The organism is Virgibacillus sp. NKC19-3, assembly GCF_019837165.1.
Lineage (GTDB): Bacteria > Bacillota > Bacilli > Bacillales > Amphibacillaceae > Virgibacillus_L > Virgibacillus_L saliphilus.
In genome coordinates this window covers 34,649-50,625 of sequence record NZ_JAGYHC010000001.1, presented here as the reverse complement: position 1 = coordinate 50,625, position 15,977 = coordinate 34,649, and the positions used below count along the sequence as shown (strand labels likewise).

Annotated in this window: 14 protein-coding genes, 2 tRNA genes, 1 other RNA gene, 1 pseudogene and 1 riboswitch; of the genes and pseudogenes, 7 read left to right on the top strand and 11 right to left on the bottom strand. The window is 39.7% G+C overall.

The window, feature by feature from the left end; genetic code table 11:
• Nucleotides 1-187: 187 nt before the first annotated feature.
• Entirely contained in the window at nucleotides 188-565 is a 378-nt protein-coding gene (locus tag KFZ56_RS00250; RefSeq protein ID WP_222639265.1) for a MerR family transcriptional regulator, read from the top strand.
• Between the two features lie 85 nt (nucleotides 566-650).
• On the opposite strand, the gene KFZ56_RS00245 is transcribed toward KFZ56_RS00250, so the two are convergent.
• The 3 genes and pseudogenes from KFZ56_RS00245 to tadA all read right to left on the bottom strand — a co-directional run bounded on the left by KFZ56_RS00245 (nucleotide 651) and on the right by tadA (nucleotide 2,557).
• Nucleotides 651-1,079 carry an ester cyclase gene (locus KFZ56_RS00245; protein WP_222639263.1) on the bottom strand — a complete coding sequence of 143 codons (429 nt, stop codon included), beginning with the start codon at nucleotides 1,077-1,079 and terminating at the stop codon, nucleotides 651-653.
• A 592-nt stretch (nucleotides 1,080-1,671) separates the two neighbouring features.
• Nucleotides 1,672-1,937: signal recognition particle sRNA large type (gene ffs, locus KFZ56_RS00240), an RNA gene on the bottom strand.
• Nucleotides 1,938-2,096: 159 nt separating this feature from the next.
• A pseudogene (gene tadA, locus KFZ56_RS00235) lies at nucleotides 2,097-2,557 on the bottom strand (tRNA adenosine(34) deaminase TadA).
• An 86-nt stretch (nucleotides 2,558-2,643) separates the two neighbouring features.
• Between tadA and KFZ56_RS00230 the strand changes: the two are divergent.
• Both KFZ56_RS00230 and KFZ56_RS00225 read left to right on the top strand, forming a co-directional pair.
• Nucleotides 2,644-3,177, top strand: coding sequence for a cysteine hydrolase family protein (locus tag KFZ56_RS00230; RefSeq protein WP_222639261.1), 534 nt, complete (start codon nucleotides 2,644-2,646; stop codon nucleotides 3,175-3,177).
• Between the two features lie 68 nt (nucleotides 3,178-3,245).
• Complete coding sequence (locus tag KFZ56_RS00225) at nucleotides 3,246-4,532, top strand: glycoside hydrolase family 18 protein (protein WP_222639259.1); 1,287 nt, start codon at nucleotides 3,246-3,248, stop codon at nucleotides 4,530-4,532.
• Between the two features lie 53 nt (nucleotides 4,533-4,585).
• Here KFZ56_RS00225 and KFZ56_RS00220 read toward each other — a convergent pair whose 3' ends face one another.
• Together KFZ56_RS00220 and KFZ56_RS00215 are read right to left on the bottom strand one after the other, a co-directional pair.
• A complete protein-coding gene (locus KFZ56_RS00220; protein ID WP_222639258.1) occupies nucleotides 4,586-5,101 on the bottom strand; it encodes a type 1 glutamine amidotransferase domain-containing protein in 516 nt (171 codons plus the stop codon).
• A gap of 67 nt (nucleotides 5,102-5,168) precedes the next feature.
• On the bottom strand, nucleotides 5,169-5,606 hold the full coding sequence (locus KFZ56_RS00215; RefSeq protein WP_222639256.1) for an Rrf2 family transcriptional regulator: 438 nt from the start codon (nucleotides 5,604-5,606) through the stop codon (nucleotides 5,169-5,171).
• A 142-nt stretch (nucleotides 5,607-5,748) separates the two neighbouring features.
• Between KFZ56_RS00215 and hmpA the strand changes: the two genes are divergently transcribed.
• A complete protein-coding gene (gene hmpA / locus KFZ56_RS00210) occupies nucleotides 5,749-6,975 on the top strand; it encodes an NO-inducible flavohemoprotein (protein WP_222643840.1) in 1,227 nt (408 codons plus the stop codon).
• Nucleotides 6,976-7,636: 661 nt separating this feature from the next.
• Here the strand turns inward: hmpA and acsA are convergent.
• Nucleotides 7,637-9,352 (bottom strand): acetate--CoA ligase, encoded by a 1,716-nt coding sequence (gene acsA / locus KFZ56_RS00205; RefSeq protein WP_222639254.1) that lies wholly within the window; start codon nucleotides 9,350-9,352, stop codon nucleotides 7,637-7,639.
• 189 nt (nucleotides 9,353-9,541) lie between these two features.
• A riboswitch (TPP riboswitch) is annotated at nucleotides 9,542-9,642 on the top strand.
• 96 nt (nucleotides 9,643-9,738) lie between these two features.
• Between acsA and tenA the strand changes: the two genes are divergently transcribed.
• The gene (gene tenA, locus KFZ56_RS00200) at nucleotides 9,739-10,431 is read left to right on the top strand and encodes a thiaminase II (RefSeq protein WP_222639252.1); all 693 of its coding nucleotides are present in this window, start codon (nucleotides 9,739-9,741) and stop codon (nucleotides 10,429-10,431) included.
• A gap of 48 nt (nucleotides 10,432-10,479) precedes the next feature.
• Here tenA and KFZ56_RS00195 read toward each other — a convergent pair whose 3' ends face one another.
• Nucleotides 10,480-11,715 carry a dicarboxylate/amino acid:cation symporter gene (locus tag KFZ56_RS00195; RefSeq protein WP_222639250.1) on the bottom strand — a complete coding sequence of 412 codons (1,236 nt, stop codon included), beginning with the start codon at nucleotides 11,713-11,715 and terminating at the stop codon, nucleotides 10,480-10,482.
• Nucleotides 11,716-11,796: 81 nt separating this feature from the next.
• A tRNA-Arg gene (locus KFZ56_RS00190) sits at nucleotides 11,797-11,869 on the bottom strand.
• A 143-nt stretch (nucleotides 11,870-12,012) separates the two neighbouring features.
• Here KFZ56_RS00190 and KFZ56_RS00185 point away from each other — a divergent pair.
• The gene (locus tag KFZ56_RS00185) at nucleotides 12,013-12,660 is read left to right on the top strand and encodes a deoxynucleoside kinase (RefSeq protein WP_222639248.1); all 648 of its coding nucleotides are present in this window, start codon (nucleotides 12,013-12,015) and stop codon (nucleotides 12,658-12,660) included.
• Nucleotides 12,661-12,686: 26 nt separating this feature from the next.
• The gene (locus KFZ56_RS00180; protein ID WP_222639246.1) at nucleotides 12,687-13,370 is read left to right on the top strand and encodes a deoxynucleoside kinase; all 684 of its coding nucleotides are present in this window, start codon (nucleotides 12,687-12,689) and stop codon (nucleotides 13,368-13,370) included.
• Nucleotides 13,371-13,691: 321 nt separating this feature from the next.
• Here KFZ56_RS00180 and proC read toward each other — a convergent pair whose 3' ends face one another.
• From proC to KFZ56_RS00165, 3 genes are all read right to left on the bottom strand, one after another.
• On the bottom strand, nucleotides 13,692-14,507 hold the full coding sequence (gene proC / locus KFZ56_RS00175; protein WP_222639244.1) for a pyrroline-5-carboxylate reductase: 816 nt from the start codon (nucleotides 14,505-14,507) through the stop codon (nucleotides 13,692-13,694).
• Between the two features lie 167 nt (nucleotides 14,508-14,674).
• A tRNA-Ser gene (locus tag KFZ56_RS00170) sits at nucleotides 14,675-14,767 on the bottom strand.
• A gap of 147 nt (nucleotides 14,768-14,914) precedes the next feature.
• Nucleotides 14,915-15,826 carry a DMT family transporter gene (locus KFZ56_RS00165; protein WP_255585260.1) on the bottom strand — a complete coding sequence of 304 codons (912 nt, stop codon included), beginning with the start codon at nucleotides 15,824-15,826 and terminating at the stop codon, nucleotides 14,915-14,917.
• Nucleotides 15,827-15,977: the final 151 nt, after the last annotated feature.

Here is a 15,977-nt window from a genome sequence, read left to right as displayed (position 1 = left end):
TATTGCAAATAGCACTTGAACAATCAGATCACAATGATCACTAAAGAACTTTTTATAACTTGAATATCCCTCATCTGTGATATAAGATGAACATATATAGGCGGTGATTAACTATTATAGCTAGTGATAGGTTCCTTAACTTGTAAATACATAAGTAAAATGAATCAAAATAATAAGGAGGTATTTTTTGTTAACAGTAAAACAGGCTGCTGATAAAGTATCGATTTCACCATCTACTATTCGTTATTATGATGATGAAGGGCTCTTGCCTTTTATAGAACGAAGCCAAAACGGTTACCGAATGTTTAAAGAGGAAGATCTTTTTTGGCTAGAAATGATAGGTTGTATGAGAGAAACAAATATGTCTATTGAAACGTTAAGACATGTGGCTCATCTACATATGGAAGGATCAAGTACGCTAGAGGAGAGAACTCGAATTTTTAAAGATCATAAGACAAAATTACAAATGCAAAAAAAGAACATTGATGATGCATTGGATAAATTAGAAACGAAAATGAATATATTAGAATCTTATCCTACTCCTATTGTAAACGCGAAGGAGTGAATATATCTTCTTAAACCTTTCAAAACAATGGAAGAAAAGGATCCTTATTAAGCATTGCAACCTGGGAACTCCCCGGTTGCACCATTCATAACATATTCAATTGTTCCATTAGATGTGCCCGATCCCAGGAAAACCAATAGTTTTTTATTTTTCCCTTCTCCATAAAAAAAAGATCCATACCCTTGAGTTTTATTCTCTTCCCAACCTTCACTTTGGCTTCTGATATACCTCCTTTATAAATACCTGTAAGGTTCCAACGCGATAATACATATGGTTTATTTATGATAGGACCAACTTCTACCGTCATCTTTATATTGCTAAAAAAGGTATTGCGGTCTTTAATCACCTCTTTCAACGCTTCCACACCAGTTAGATTACCTAAGGAGTTCCCATCCATTCTTCTCACATAATGAACAATACAACCAGGGTTTGTTATGTTATCAATGACGGAAATATCTTCATTCCAAGCTTTTACCCATAATTCATATAGTTGTTTTTCATTATAAACTACCAATATACCTCTCTCCTAAAGCGCTTTTTACGGATTAAATCAAATTATCGGTCAATAATGATAGCATAACATTTCTGTTATCTATTTGAAAGAATATTTAAAATAAACCTTGCCACCAGTATAAAAATACCGACTTTATACATCTATTTTATAACGAAGCAAAAAAAGGAGCCTGTATGATCACACAGCACACAGACTTTCCTACATTACTTACCTATTACGATTATTGTTTCTGTTAAAATTGTAATTATGCTCGTTGCTATGGTCTTGATCCAGATTGACATCATCAAGAAACTCATTAGCAAATTCAACATTGTCTACATCGTTTTGATTGTTACGGTCTTTGCACTCATTATTACGATTTCGACGGTTATTTTCGTCCAAAGGTAAACACCTCTTAGATGTTTTGTTAAGTGACCTTGGTAGACTAAAATCACTTACAAACTCTATTTTGTCCCCTTTTTTAAAAATAACACATGCATATAACTTCCAAAATATACCTTATGCTACTCTTCATTCATAAAGTACCTCTTATGGAAAAAGATATAAAAAGCCCTGCCCATTCTACAATGGCAGGGGCTTTGGAATATGTATGCCGTGCACCCATCGTTGATGCGACGTCCCTACGCGTTACTTACGTTCATGGCTCTGCCCAGGCTTCCCCGCGGCACACAGAAAATACCACTTACTGCTGCTTCCTTCCGGACCTGACAGAATTCATGGGTTCCTGTTGCGCAGGACCTAAGCGTCAACACCAATCCCATAAGGCAGTCCATAAAGACGCCTCACCTCGGATGGGAATTCAACCTCGCTATAGCGGATTGCGAGTACAGGGCACCGCTACCTCCCCGCTTAGCACGACATTATTCATTATAACGATTTTTTGTTGGAAATGCAATGATGTTTGAAGGCAAATTTATGGAATTTTAAATGATAACTTCATTTGTTGAGTAGCAATTAATTTAAGTGTAAATTTTTTTAGTTATTTTGAAGGAAAAAGGAGCATCGTCTTTCCATCCTTTACTCCTTCCTTCTCTTCCTTAAATCCCTAAAAAACGCCGTCAACAACTGCCCACATTCCGCTTTAAGCACGCCGCGCGTAACTTCCACCTGATGATTAAATCGCTCTTCATTCAGTAAATTCATTAAAGTCCCCCACAGCCTGCTTTCAGATCAGGTGCGCCATAGACAACACGTTTTATTCGTGATTGCACAATTGCACCAGCGCACATCGGACAGGGTTCAAGCGTGACGTATAACGTACATTCCTCCAGGCGCCAACTGCCGATGTTCCTATTCGCTTCTCTGATAGCAATCAATTCAGCATGGGACAGGGTTTCTTGTGACGTTTCACGTACATTATATCCAGTGGCAATTACTTCATCCCCATAGACAATCACAGCACCAATCGGCACTTCATCTATCTCACGCGCCTTCTGTGCTTCTTTCATGGCTGCTTGCATAAATTTTTCATCTGTCATACCTGTGTCAACCCTTCACTGCATTAAAGTTTTAAAAAGTAGAAATAGGAAATAATACATATAACATCGCCAAAAGGAGAAATTAGATGAAGCAATCACTTGAAAATACAGCAGTATTATTTATCGATGTGATTAACGATTTTGACTTTGATGGTGGAGAGAATTTGATTAAGCATACCACCCAAATTTTACCTAATCTGAAAAAATTAAAGAGCTTTGCTAAAGAAAATGGTTTGCCTACTATCTATATTAATGATCATTATGGGTTGTGGCAAGGAGATTTCCATAAAATTATGGATCACTGTAAAAATGAACGAAGCAAACACATAATAGATGCGCTGAAACCTGATAAATATGACTACTTTATTATTAAACCACAGCACTCGGCATTTTTTCAGACACCACTCCAATCATTGCTCCATGATATCGGAAAAACCAACCTAATTTTGGCGGGTGTTGCCGGTGATATTTGTATTTTATTCACGGCTAAAGATGCATATATGTATGGTTTTAATATGCATATTCCGGAAAATTGCATTGCCTCTGAAGAAAAGGAAGGTAGCGAATATGCATTGTATCTAATGCGAACGGTAATGGACGCAACAATCAATCCCATTTAACGTTATATTTGAATCACCCTCCGCATAAAGTGTAAGTAGCATGATTTTACTTAAAAGGAGGGGATTTTTTGCAAATATATGTTGTAGAACAAGGGGATACGCTAAATAAGATTGCCGCTACATACCATACAACGGTGAATGTCATTATTGATGCGAATGAACTGGATGCACCGGATAACCTTGTTGTTGGGCAGGCACTTGTTATTCCGATTATCGGTAATTTTTATTTTGTACAGCCTGGCGACACGCTTTATTCCATCGCTCAAACATTCGGCATATCCTATCAGGAATTAGCACAAGTCAATAATTTGTCCCTAGACCATGCATTGCAGATTGGTTTCCGATTATATATTCCATCTTCAGCAACAAGAGAGATCACATCCAGCGCCTATATTGAGCCTTTTGGGAACACTGTTTCGGAAACGCTGGAAAATGCAGCTATGAAAAATGCTCCCTATTTAACATATCTCAACCTCTTTAGCTACAATGTTAATCGTGACGGTACACTCACAGCGCCCCCAATGGGGAACCTGCAACAAATAGCAACATCCAACAATACATCACTCATGCTTGTGGTAACCAATTTGGAAGAAGGATCCTTTAGCGCAGAGTTAGGACATATTATCCTCACTGTCCAAGCTGTTCAAAATACATTGCTGGACAGTATTATCAATACAGCGACAACCGAGGGGTTTACAGATATACATTTTGACTTTGAATTCCTACAACCAGGGGATCGAGAAGCTTATAACAATTTCCTGCGAGTAGCAAAGCAACGTATAGAAGAAGCCGGCTTATTCATGTCAACTGCCTTGGCACCAAAAACCAGCGCCGAGCAGGAAGGAGCATGGTACGAGGCACATGATTACGCAGCACACGGGGAAATTGCCGATTTTGTTGTACTGATGACGTATGAGTGGGGGTATAGTTACGGACCACCAATGGCTGTTTCCCCACTGAATCAAGTACGGCAAGTCGTCGAATATGCATTAACCGAAATACCTGCAGATAAAATTTTACTAGGGCAAAATTTATACGGTTATGATTGGACCTTGCCCTTTGAAGAAGGCGGCGAGCCAGCAGAAGCGATTAGCCCACAACAAGCAATTACGCGAGCTCGACAGCAACATACAGCAATTGAATATGATGATACCGCTCAAGCGCCATTTTATAGATATCGCGATGCACAGGGGAAATTACATGAAGTGTGGTTTGAAGACGCCAGATCAATTCAAGCCAAATTTGATTTGATTAAGGAGTTAGGCCTGCTTGGGATTGCTTACTGGAAGTTGGGGCTAGCCTTTCCACAGAACTGGCTGCTGCTTGAAGATAATTTTACGATTACAAAGCTTTAAATGACGAAAAAAAGCCTCTAGCCATGATGTATGGCTAGAGGCTCCCTTTATTGCTATTTTAACACATTTAACGATTCACGGTTAAATGCAGGAATGTCATCAGGTTGACGGCTTGTTACCAGCTGATTCTGGCAAACAGCGACTTCTTGATCGACCAGATTGGCTCCAGCGTATTCCATATCCACCTGGATGGATTTAAACCCAGTTGCTTTGCGGCCTTCTAATGATTTAGCCGTAATGAGCAGCTGTGGCCCATGACAAATGGCGAAAACAGGTTTCTTCTCATCCATAAACTGTTTCGCAAATTGTACAAAACGATCATCTGCACGCAATTGATCCGGAGAAAATCCACCCGGAATAAATAATGCATCAAAGTCGCTCGGTTTCACGTCATCAATCCCCTGATCGATCGTAACAGTTTCTTCATTTTGTTTTCCTGTCACTTGTTTTCCTTTTTCTTTTTCAATTGTTACTACATCATGCCCGGCATCTTTAAATGCCTTTGCCGGTTCTGTATACTCTACATCTTCAAACATATCTGTAATGACTGTCGCTATTGTTTTAGCCATGTTTTATACGCTCCTTTGCGAGTAGTACATAAATAAGTATACCCGTTTGTACAGATTTAAAACATCGCTATTTGATTCCCATCAATTCACGTAATTCATCCTCATTGGCTACTAAATCTTTGATTGTATATTGATCGAGCACTTGAAAAAATGCAAATAATGCTTTGTTCAGCGCATGCTTCAACGTACATCCCGGGGAGATTACACAATGATTGGTTCCTTTATCAAAACATTCCAGTAAGTTAAAATCATTCTCCAGCCGCCGAACAACAAGACCAACATTAATCTCATTTGCTGGCTTCGCAAGCCGAATCCCACCGCCTCTCCCTCTAACCGTTTCTAAAAGTTCCATTTTATTTAGCTCGAAAACAATTTTCCCGAGATGATGCTGCGAGATGTTATATACCTCGGAAATCTCTTTAATACTCGCAAGCTCTCCATCTCGCTTCATTCCTGTAAAAATTAATACGCGTAATGCGTAATCGGTATATTTTTTTAATTGCATTAGTATTCTCCTTATATCGTCTTCACAATATTGTAACACAAAACCCGTTTACACTATTGATACAGTTACAATGTTTCTTATATAATAAACATGTATACGAAATACATGTTTATTTTTTAAAAGGGAGTGCATTGTTGTGGCAATTGAAACGACTGCAAGGTTAGATAAAGAAACTAGAGACATTGTAAAAGCAACTGTACCAGTTTTGCAAGAACATGGGGATGCAATAGCAAATCGATTTTATGAACTGATGCTTACAGCCCATCCTGAATTAAAGAACATTTTCAACCAAACCAATCAAGTAAATGGAGAACAACCAAAAGCACTTTCGAAAACGGTGTATGCTGCGGCAGTACACATCGATAATTTGGAGGAAATTTTACCAGTAGTTAAACAGATTGCCCAAAAGCATAAAAGCTTGAATATCAAACCAGACCAATATAAAATTGTTGGAAAATACTTATTATTGGGGATCAAAGATGTGCTGGGAGATGCGGCTACGGACGACATCATCAATGCCTGGGGGAAAGCTTATGATGCGATAGCGGATGTGTTTATCAACGTTGAAAAGGAGCTGTATGAAGAGACCCAAAATAAACCTGGTGGCTGGGTTGGTTTCCGTAATTTTAAAGTGGTAAAGAAGGTACCAGAGAGTGATGTTATTACATCATTTTATTTAGAAGCAGCAGATGGGGTAACCGTTCCTACTTATCAACCGGGACAATATATTACCATAAAAGCAGAGATTGAGGGAGAAGCTTATACCCACTTGCGTCAATATAGCCTATCCTGCGCACCGGGAGAAGGCAGATATCGAATCAGTGTAAAACGGGAAGAGGCACAAGGGAATAGTCCGGCGGGAATCGTATCCCATTTCTTGCATAGAGACGTTCATGAGGGAAGCATTTTACCAATTAGCGCGCCAGCTGGTGACTTCATACTTGATCAAAAGGACAGGCGACCACTAGTTTTAATGAGTGGTGGTGTGGGACTAACACCGATGATGAGTATGCTGGAGACAGTAATTAAAGAACAGCCTAATCGTGAGGTCATCTTTATCCATTCCGCCAGATCGAGCAATTACCATGCCATGAAGGATCGTGTACGTGAGATTACTGAAGATAACAAGCAAGTTACAAGTCATGTTGTATATGGCAATCCTTCTGCAGGCGATTATTGTGATAAAGAAGGCCGTATTGATTATAAATGGCTGAGTGAAACGCTGCCGACAAATGATGCTGCGTTTTATTTCTGCGGACCAAAAGGGTTCATGCGCGCGTCCTATCAAATTCTACGAAAATATGGTGTGAGAGATACGGATCTTCATTTTGAGATTTTCGGACCAGCAGAAGATATTACTGCAGCTTAGTGTGCGGAGGGAGGGGCTTTTTAAGGAAGCTGCGACACTACCCATTCGGGATTCCTTGATTCTAAATTCGCGGCTTCACCGCTACAAATTCGGGATTCTATTGTATATGAATGATGTAGAATCGGTGTAGTTACGTACATGAGTAAGGATCTCAAGTACATGGTTAGGTCTAATTCAGCCTTATCATGTTCCTGAGATGGGCTCTATAGTACATGGTTGGGACTATTTCAGTCTAATCATGTTCTTGAGATGGGCTCTCCGACACATCAATTGGACTAATCAGCTTTATCATGTTCTTGAGACGCGCTCTCCGACACATCAATTGGTCTAATTCAGCCTTATCATGTTCTTGAGACGCGCTCTCCGACACATCAATTGGTCTAATTCAGCTTTATCATGTTCTTGAGATGGGCTCTCCGACACATCAATTGGTCTAATTCAGCCTTATCATGTTCTTGAGACGCGCTCTATAGCACATGGTTGGGTCTAATTCAGCTTTATCATGTTCTTGAGATGGGCTCTCCGACACATCAATTGGATAAATTTCAGCATATCATGTACTTGAGAAGGTGCCTGGTCTTGCTATCCTTATAGAAAACTTCCCAATTGCACAAACAAAATACGTTGGCTCTTCATATAATAAAGAGCCAACGTTTTATGTTTACTTCTCCAATGTCGACGTATCCCCTGTCGGCAAGCCAAGTTCCCATGATTTCAGAAGACGACGCATGATTTTACCACTGCGTGTCTTTGGAATACTATCGGTGATCTCTGTTTCACGAGGTGCTGCGTGTGCACTCAATCCAGTTTTCACAAATTGTCGAACTTCTTCAAGCAACTCATCCGATTTCTCGTAGCCATCATTTAGTGTAATAAATGCTTTAACAATTTCCCCGCGCTCTGGATCCGGTTTACCAATGACGCCGGCCTCTGCAACTGCTGGATGTTCGAGTAATTTACTTTCTACCTCAAATGGCCCAACGCGCTCCCCCGAAGTGTTAATGACGTCATCCAAACGGCCCTGAAACCAGAAGTACCCATCTTCATCTTTATAGGCACTGTCTCCGGATACGTACCAGCCATTTATAAAATAACTTTCAAATTTCTCCGGGCGATTCCACACCGTACGCATCATCGCAGGCCAGCCTTTTTTAATTGCTAAATTCCCCATTTGGTTTGGTGGAATTTCGTTACCTTCATTATCAACAATAGACGCTTCGATTCCTGGAATTGGTTTACCCATTGACCCAGGGCGAATTTCTTCTGATGGAAGATTTACAATCAGTTGTGCACCCGTTTCAGTCATCCACCATGTATCGTGAATACGTAAACCAAATGCTTTTAATGCCCATGTCACAACTTCCGGATTCAGTGGTTCTCCAACGCTTAGCACATGTCTCAAATGTGATAAATCATGTCTTTTCACAGCCTCTTCGCCGGCACTTAAAAGCTTCCTTAATGCTGTTGGTGCGGTATACCATACGGTTACATTATATTTATCCAGGGTCCCGTACCAATCATCCGGCGTAAAGCGCCCGCCACGAACAACATTCGTAACCCCCTTCAACCATGGGGCAAATATCCCGTAACTTGTGCCGGTCACCCAGCCCGGATCAGCGGTACACCAATAAATATCGTCATCCTTGAGATCCAACACCCATTCAGCAGTGACATAATGCTGAATCATCGCATTGTGTACATGATATACACCCTTGGGCTTGCCTGTCGAACCGGATGTATAGTGAATCAGCATGCCATCCTCCAGGTCAACCCACTCGATCAAAAAATCCGGTGATGCCACGTTCATTTCTTTTTTATAATCAATATACATATCAGCGGTTTCACTGTGATCCCCAACGAGGACAATTCTTTCAAGATCAGGTAAATCCTCCTGTGGCACCCTGTCTAATAAATCCGGGGTCGTAATAAGTATACGTGCCTGACTGTCTTGCAGACGATCTCGTACAGCTTGCTCCATAAACGCCTCAAACAGCGGACCGGCAATTGCCCCTGTCTTCAATATACCAAAGAAAGATGCGTAGAATTCCGGACTCCTAGGCATAAACAAAAAGACACGATCACCTTTATTCACATTATACTTCTTCAGTACGTTAGCGAATTTATTACTCTCTTGCCGAAGTTGCTCAAAGGTAACCCGCTCTTCCCGGTCCGGAGCGGAATATAATAAAGCAACCTGATCTTTTTTATTTGGATCATTGGCATGACGATCTATGGCTTCATATGCCATATTAACATTGCCGGTTTCATTCCAGCTGAAGTTCTTTTTAACGTCATCCCACTTAAATGTTTCACGCATTTTTTCGTAGTTTTGTAGATTATAATTCCCTTCTCTTGCCGGGATTTTTTGTACATCCATCTAATCACCTCAATTTAAGTTTTTGCAACCGATTACAATTAGAAAAAATCCAAACATTAAGCTAACTGATTTCTATTTTAGAACATTTTATGACTTTTTTAAAGTGATTTGGTTTAAGTTATAGGCTTATTTTTTGATTTATACTTATATTTATGGTTTAATTCATAATAAATAACTTCATATTATTTCATTTTTCACTAGGGGAGCATATTTATTTGCTGAGAGAGGATACTTGACCCTTCGAACCTGATCTAGTTCATACTAGCGTAGGAAAGTGGCTATGTATACATGTTTGATGATGGCTCCCCATTCTACTACTGTGCTAGTGGATGGGGTTTTTTCTTTTCACTCCTCTAATGTGGGAAAAAATCAAAGGAGTGTATATAATGGAGAATTTATTTACAGATCGATTATGGAACCGAGTCCAACCAATATGGAATGCCTATTTGGAGCATCCTTTTGTAAAAGGAATTGGGGATGGTACGCTGCATCAAGAAAAGTTTAAACACTATTTGAAGCAAGATTATGTATATCTCATCGAGTATGCTCGGCTTTTTGCTTTAGGTAGTGCGAAAGCACCTGACTTGAAGACTATGACAACATTTGCAAATCTATTACATGAAACATTGCATGTAGAAATGGATTTACATCGTAAGTATGCTAGCAAATTTAACATATCAACTAAAGAACTGGAAGAGACGGAAGCTGCGTCTACGACAACTGCATACACCAGTTATATGTTGAATATGTCCCAACGAGGCGGAGTGGAAAATGTGATTGCAGCTATTCTTACTTGTGCATGGAGCTATAATTTTATTGGGAAACATTTAGCTTTAATACCTGGAGCGTTGGATCATGAATTTTATGGAGAATGGGTGAAAATGTATTCCTCTGATGATTTTACCACATTGGCAAATGACTGTATGGATGTAATCAATGAACTTACGAAAGACAAACCTGAACATGAACTTGTAGCATTAGAAGAAATCGTGATCAAGACCAGTCAATTTGAATACATGTTTTGGGAAATGGCCGAAAAATTAGAAATGTGGCAGACTGATTCTGTTGGTAAAGCCTGATTATTAGCAAAGACCGCCCCTAATCATAAGGGCGGTCTTCTTTGTTTATTATTTTGCAGATTCAGCTGTGTTTGCTTCTTTCCGCTTTTCACTTTCCGAGATGACATATGCGGCTGTTGCATCTCCTGTAATATTTAAAGAGGTACGAAGCATATCCAGTAGGCGGTCAACGCCGACAATTAATGCGATTCCCTCTACCGGTAATCCGATTTGTTGTAAGACCATCGCTAGCATGATTAAACCAACACTTGGAACTCCTGCTGTTCCAATACTCGCAAGTGTTGCCGTCAATATAATTAGAATAATGTCCGTAAATTCCAACGGTACCGCATAAACCTGTGAAATAAACACCGTTGCAACAGCTTGCATAATAGCGGTTCCATCCATATTAATCGTTGCACCTAATGGCTGAACAAAGCTGCTGATCGATTTTTTCACACCTAAGGTTTCCTGCGCTGATTGCATAGCAATAGGCAAGGCAGCACTGGAACTAGAGGTACTAAAGCCTACTGACATCGCAGGGAAAAATCCTTTATAAAATTTAATCGGACTTGCCTTTCCAAGTCCCCAAATGGCTATGCTATACGTAACAGCTCCATGTATAACTAAGGCTAATACCACGGCAACCATATACATCGCCATGGATCCAATCGCATCCAGCCCCGCATCACCGATCGCTGATGCAATCAGAGCAAACGCTCCGTATGGTGCTGTTTTCATAATAACATGAACCAGCCAAATCAAAAGCTCATTTGCCTGTTCAAACAACCGAAATATTCCAGCCGTTTTTTCACCTAGATAAGCAAGTGCGATCCCAATGAATAATGCAAACGCAATAATCTGCAACATTTCCCCGGAGGCCAGTGCTTCAAAAGGGTTTTCCGGAATAATATTGATCAGCGTATCCATGACCGGTGGGGTAGATTCCGCTTCAAATTCCGCATTTTCTACATCAAAAGTTCCCTCCGTACCAGGCTCAAGCACATAAGCAACTCCCAGCCCAATCATTAATGCAACCGCTGTAGTAACCAGATAAAAACTAATCGTCTTAAGCCCGATTTTCCCAAGCTTTGTCGGATCACCTAAACCGGCTGTACCTAGTACAATAGATACAAACACAATCGGCACAACAATCATCATGATGAGGTTTAAGAATATTTGTCCAACCGGAGTTAATACATACGTATCAACAGGGGAAAACACCTCTGGTGATACAAAGGTAAAACCTATACCAACAATCACCCCTAAAATAAGGGCGATAAGAATTTTCTTTGTAAGACTCATACTATTCCCTCTCTTGTTGTCATTTGTAGTGGAGTAGCGAATGGAATTATATCCTATCGAAAATCGTAGAACTTAAGTGAATGGCCCCGGCAGGATTCGAACCTGCGACGCATGGTTTAGGAAACCAACGCTCTATCCCCTGAGCTACGGAGCCACATGTGTTAATTGTAGTAAACCCATTATACATAAATGAGGCTTTGTTGAAAAGTGGAAGTTTTTATCTCATAGATGATCGCTTCATTCTATGATAAAATAAAACACATCTGTCCAGATTGATTATTGATTGGAGGAGTATCTATGACAGAGGTTCCATTTATTGCAATAGAAGGGCCCATTGGTATTGGAAAGACATCCCTTGCAAAAAAACTTTCTGTCCATTTTGATTTTCATTTGCTTAAAGAAATCGTCGAGGAAAATCCATTTCTCGGCAAATTTTATGATGATATCAAGGCTTGGAGTTTTCAAACGGAAATGTTCTTTTTATGCAATCGTTTCAAGCAATTAGAGGATATTGAAACACAATTCCTAAAGCAGCATAAAGCAGTTATTGCTGATTATCATATATCGAAAAACATGATTTTTGCGAAACGTACATTACCAGCGGATAAATTTGAGAAGTATGAACAGATTTATCATATTTTGACGAGTGACATGCCCGTTCCGAATATGATGATATACCTGCACGGCAGCATTGATACGCTAGTCGAGCGTGTTCGTCGACGCGGGAGGGATGTGGAGCAAAATATGAAGCCATCCTATTTGGCTCAACTCGCACGAGACTATGAAGATTACATGAATAAATTTGAGGTCATGCATCCGGATATTCCGGTCATACGGATTAACGGAGATAAGACAGACTTTGTGCACCATCAGGAAGATTTAAATCGTGTGATTGAGCAGGTGCGGATGCAGCTCGAGTCCCGTGCTATTCAGGCGAAACGATAAACGATTGATAGAGGAGAATAAACATAATGAAATTAAGAGAAAAATACCAAATTCCAAATGACAGCATCATAACAGTAGCAGGTACAGTTGGTGTCGGAAAGTCTACCATGACGAACGCACTGGCACATGCATTGCAATTTAAAACATCCTTGGAAAAGGTAGATACAAACCCTTATTTGGAAAAATTCTATGAAGACTTTGAACGTTGGAGCTTTCATTTACAAATTTATTTTTTAGCAGAGCGATTTAAGGAACAGAAGAAAATATTCGAATATGGCGGTGGATTCATTCAAGATCGTTCCATTTATGAAGACACAGGAATTTTTGCACGTATGCATTATGAAAATGGCACCATGCCCAAAACAGATTATGAAACATATAAAAATCTATTTGACGCCATGGTAATGACTCCGTATTTCCCACACCCGGACTTACTCATTTATTTAGAAGGGACATTTGATGAGATTATTGAGCGAATTCATGAACGTGGACGCGAAATGGAGAAAAATACACCTATTTCCTATTGGGAGGAAATGTACACACGCTATGAAAATTGGATTAATAATTTCAATGCCTGTCCCATTCTGCGCATTAGTATCTCCGATTATGATTTAATGAAGGAAGAAGGATCCATTGAGCCGATTTTAGAAAGAATAGGACATTTTATCCAGCAGTCACGGCGATGGAAATCGAGGGAATTCATGAAATAGTTGGATGGATTTATTTTACTATTGATTAGGAGGCATGGAACCACCCGGCCTTAAATATTGTTTTTATCATTCTATTATCAGTGCGATCTCCTTATAGTTAGGGAATTGGATGGCTGTAACTCCTTAACTATAAGGCTTTTTTGTGATTGTACTTTTATTCTATGCTGAATAGCGAAGTCCTTCTCTTACATTATATTTTTAGTAAATGAAACACTTCTCCTCGAAGTAAGGACAGATCACCCTCACACGAAGGAACCGCTTCAACATAACTTTAGCTTCTACCGAGAGCACATGTAGGCACCCTATCTAGAAATCTCTCCTTTACTCCTTCTTACCCAATTCAATCGAACGCTCTCTTGCACTTTGCACGCATTGCTTCATAATTTCTTCAAAGTGATACTGATCTAAAGTGTCAATGCCGGCGGCTGTTGTTCCTGCTGGGCTGGTGATTTTTTTTCGTAATGTAGATGCGGATTCACCGGAATGTTGGAGCATTTCACCTGCCCCTACAATCGTTTGGATAACAAGCTTGCGCGCAACATCTTGATCCAGTCCAAATTCAACAGCAGCTTTTTCCATGGCTTCCACGAAATAATAAATATATGCTGGTCCACTTCCAGAGATGCCTGTAACCGTGTGCATGTCTGCTTCATCGACAATGGTTGTGGTTCCAATGGTTTGAAACAACGCCTTCGCTTGTTCGAGATGTTCCTCTGTAGCGAATTTGCCTGCCGTAACTGCTGTTGCGGAATAGCCAATGGTAGCAGAGGTATTGGGCATGGTACGTACTACCGGGAAATCACCTTCGATTAAGTCGGAAATATGATCTGTAGAAATTCCAGCAATGACGGAAATAATCAACTGATTCGGCTTGATATATGCTTTTATGGTCTCAACCGCATTTTTTAGATCATATGGCTTCGTAGCAAGGATAATAATATCTGCTTCACGCACTACTTTCTCTTTATCCATCATACTCCGGATTTCATATTTTTGTTGAAGCTGACGCACACGCTCCTGATTATTTTTATTTGTAACGATTATTTGCTCCTTATGTAATATCTCAGCCTTCACAATGCCTGAAATAATTGCTTCTGCCATCGATCCTGCACCAATAAATGCAATGTTTTTATTCATTTTGATATCCACCTTTTTTGCCGAAAAATAGTCCGTTCCTCGTCAACATGTACAGTAAGTATGCTATATAAGAGTCTTTATTACAATGGTTAAAAGCACATATATATAAAAAAACCGCTACAATGTAGCGATTTTTATCTCCAATCGTTATGCGCTAATTTATAAAATGGAGGAGGTAGAGGGATTCGAACCCCCGCGCGGTTTGACCCGCCTGTCGGTTTTCAAGACCGATCCCTTCAGCCGAACTTGGGTATACCTCCGTAACGACAAGGATTAATATATCATGCCTTGTTTTTGATGTCAATTATTTTATAAACATTTTACTCGCTTAATCTCTTTGTTTTTCAATTCCATATTTTCCCATTAGGGGAATTAGCGTTTGATGCATCCCCCTAAAAACGGCTTTTTTAAAAGAAATTTAATAATGCAATGCCACTGATAATCATCAATACAGCAATCACTCTTCTTTGATCAACCGGATATTTCGGTAAGTTAAACATGCCAAAGTGATCGATGACGAGCCCCATAACAATTTGCCCTAAAATCGTAGACATCAACGTCAGTGTTACACCAAGGTAAGGCATTAACATAATATTGGAAGCAATATATGCAGCACCAAGAACACCACCGGCAAAATGCCATGGCTTTAATGTCATATCTCCGGAAGTACGTGTTAATTTGATTCCCTTATGAATAAGGATTGCCATCATAAATAACACGATGGTGCCTACAAGAAATGATATGAAAGCCGCGTAAATAAAGGAATCTACCTCATATCGCAAACTGCTGTTGATAGCTGTTTGCATCGGCGGCATCATTCCTGTACCTAAGCCGAATAAAATCCAAAGGAGGGAAGAACTCTTTGTAACAGCTCCCCTTTTTTTCACGTTCATATAAATAATCCCGGCAATTAATAGGAGTACACCAACAATATGCATCACATGCAAAGGCTTTACGTCTGCATCAAACCAGCCAAATGTATCAATAAAAATACCGATGACCATTTGTCCTGTGACTGTCACAATAACCGTCAAAGCTGCACCGATTCTGGGTAATAACAGAATATTCCCTGTCAAAAAAATAACACCCAATACACCGCCTGCAAACCAGACATAAGAGTATGATTGGGACCCAAAAAATGAAAGCGTGAATTTGCCAGGATCCACGATAAGATTAATGATAAATAGAATAATAGTCCCCGTTAAAAAAGAGTAAAAAGATGTCGGCAAAACAGCTTTTGTAAATACCGTCAGCCGATTATTTACCGCAGTCTGCATAGGAACCATCATACCAGCAATCATTCCCACGATAATTAACATATACAAAAGGGAAACCTTCTTTCTCTAAAAATGGGTAAAGTGTTTAAATTATGATTTAGCAAATGAATGCAACAACATCAAAATCAATAAAAAGTCATCGTGAAACCACGTATCATTAAGGTTGACGAACTCAAAACCATACGGAGTCATT

Bases quoted from the DNA above. Each gene is read 5' to 3' on its own strand.
- KFZ56_RS00230 (WP_222639261.1), top strand. From the start codon at position 2,644: ATGAAGCAATCACTTGAAAATACAGCAGTATTATTTATCGATGTGATT.
- KFZ56_RS00220 (WP_222639258.1), bottom strand. From the start codon at position 5,101: ATGGCTAAAACAATAGCGACAGTCATTACAGATATGTTTGAAGATGTA.
- KFZ56_RS00215 (WP_222639256.1), bottom strand. From the start codon at position 5,606: ATGCAATTAAAAAAATATACCGATTACGCATTACGCGTATTAATTTTT.
- acsA (WP_222639254.1), bottom strand. From the start codon at position 9,352: ATGGATGTACAAAAAATCCCGGCAAGAGAAGGGAATTATAATCTACAA.
- tenA (WP_222639252.1), top strand. From the start codon at position 9,739: ATGGAGAATTTATTTACAGATCGATTATGGAACCGAGTCCAACCAATA.
- KFZ56_RS00195 (WP_222639250.1), bottom strand. From the start codon at position 11,715: ATGAGTCTTACAAAGAAAATTCTTATCGCCCTTATTTTAGGGGTGATT.
- KFZ56_RS00185 (WP_222639248.1), top strand. From the start codon at position 12,013: ATGACAGAGGTTCCATTTATTGCAATAGAAGGGCCCATTGGTATTGGA.
- KFZ56_RS00180 (WP_222639246.1), top strand. From the start codon at position 12,687: ATGAAATTAAGAGAAAAATACCAAATTCCAAATGACAGCATCATAACA.
- proC (WP_222639244.1), bottom strand. From the start codon at position 14,507: ATGAATAAAAACATTGCATTTATTGGTGCAGGATCGATGGCAGAAGCA.
- KFZ56_RS00165 (WP_255585260.1), bottom strand. From the start codon at position 15,826: ATGTTAATTATCGTGGGAATGATTGCTGGTATGATGGTTCCTATGCAG.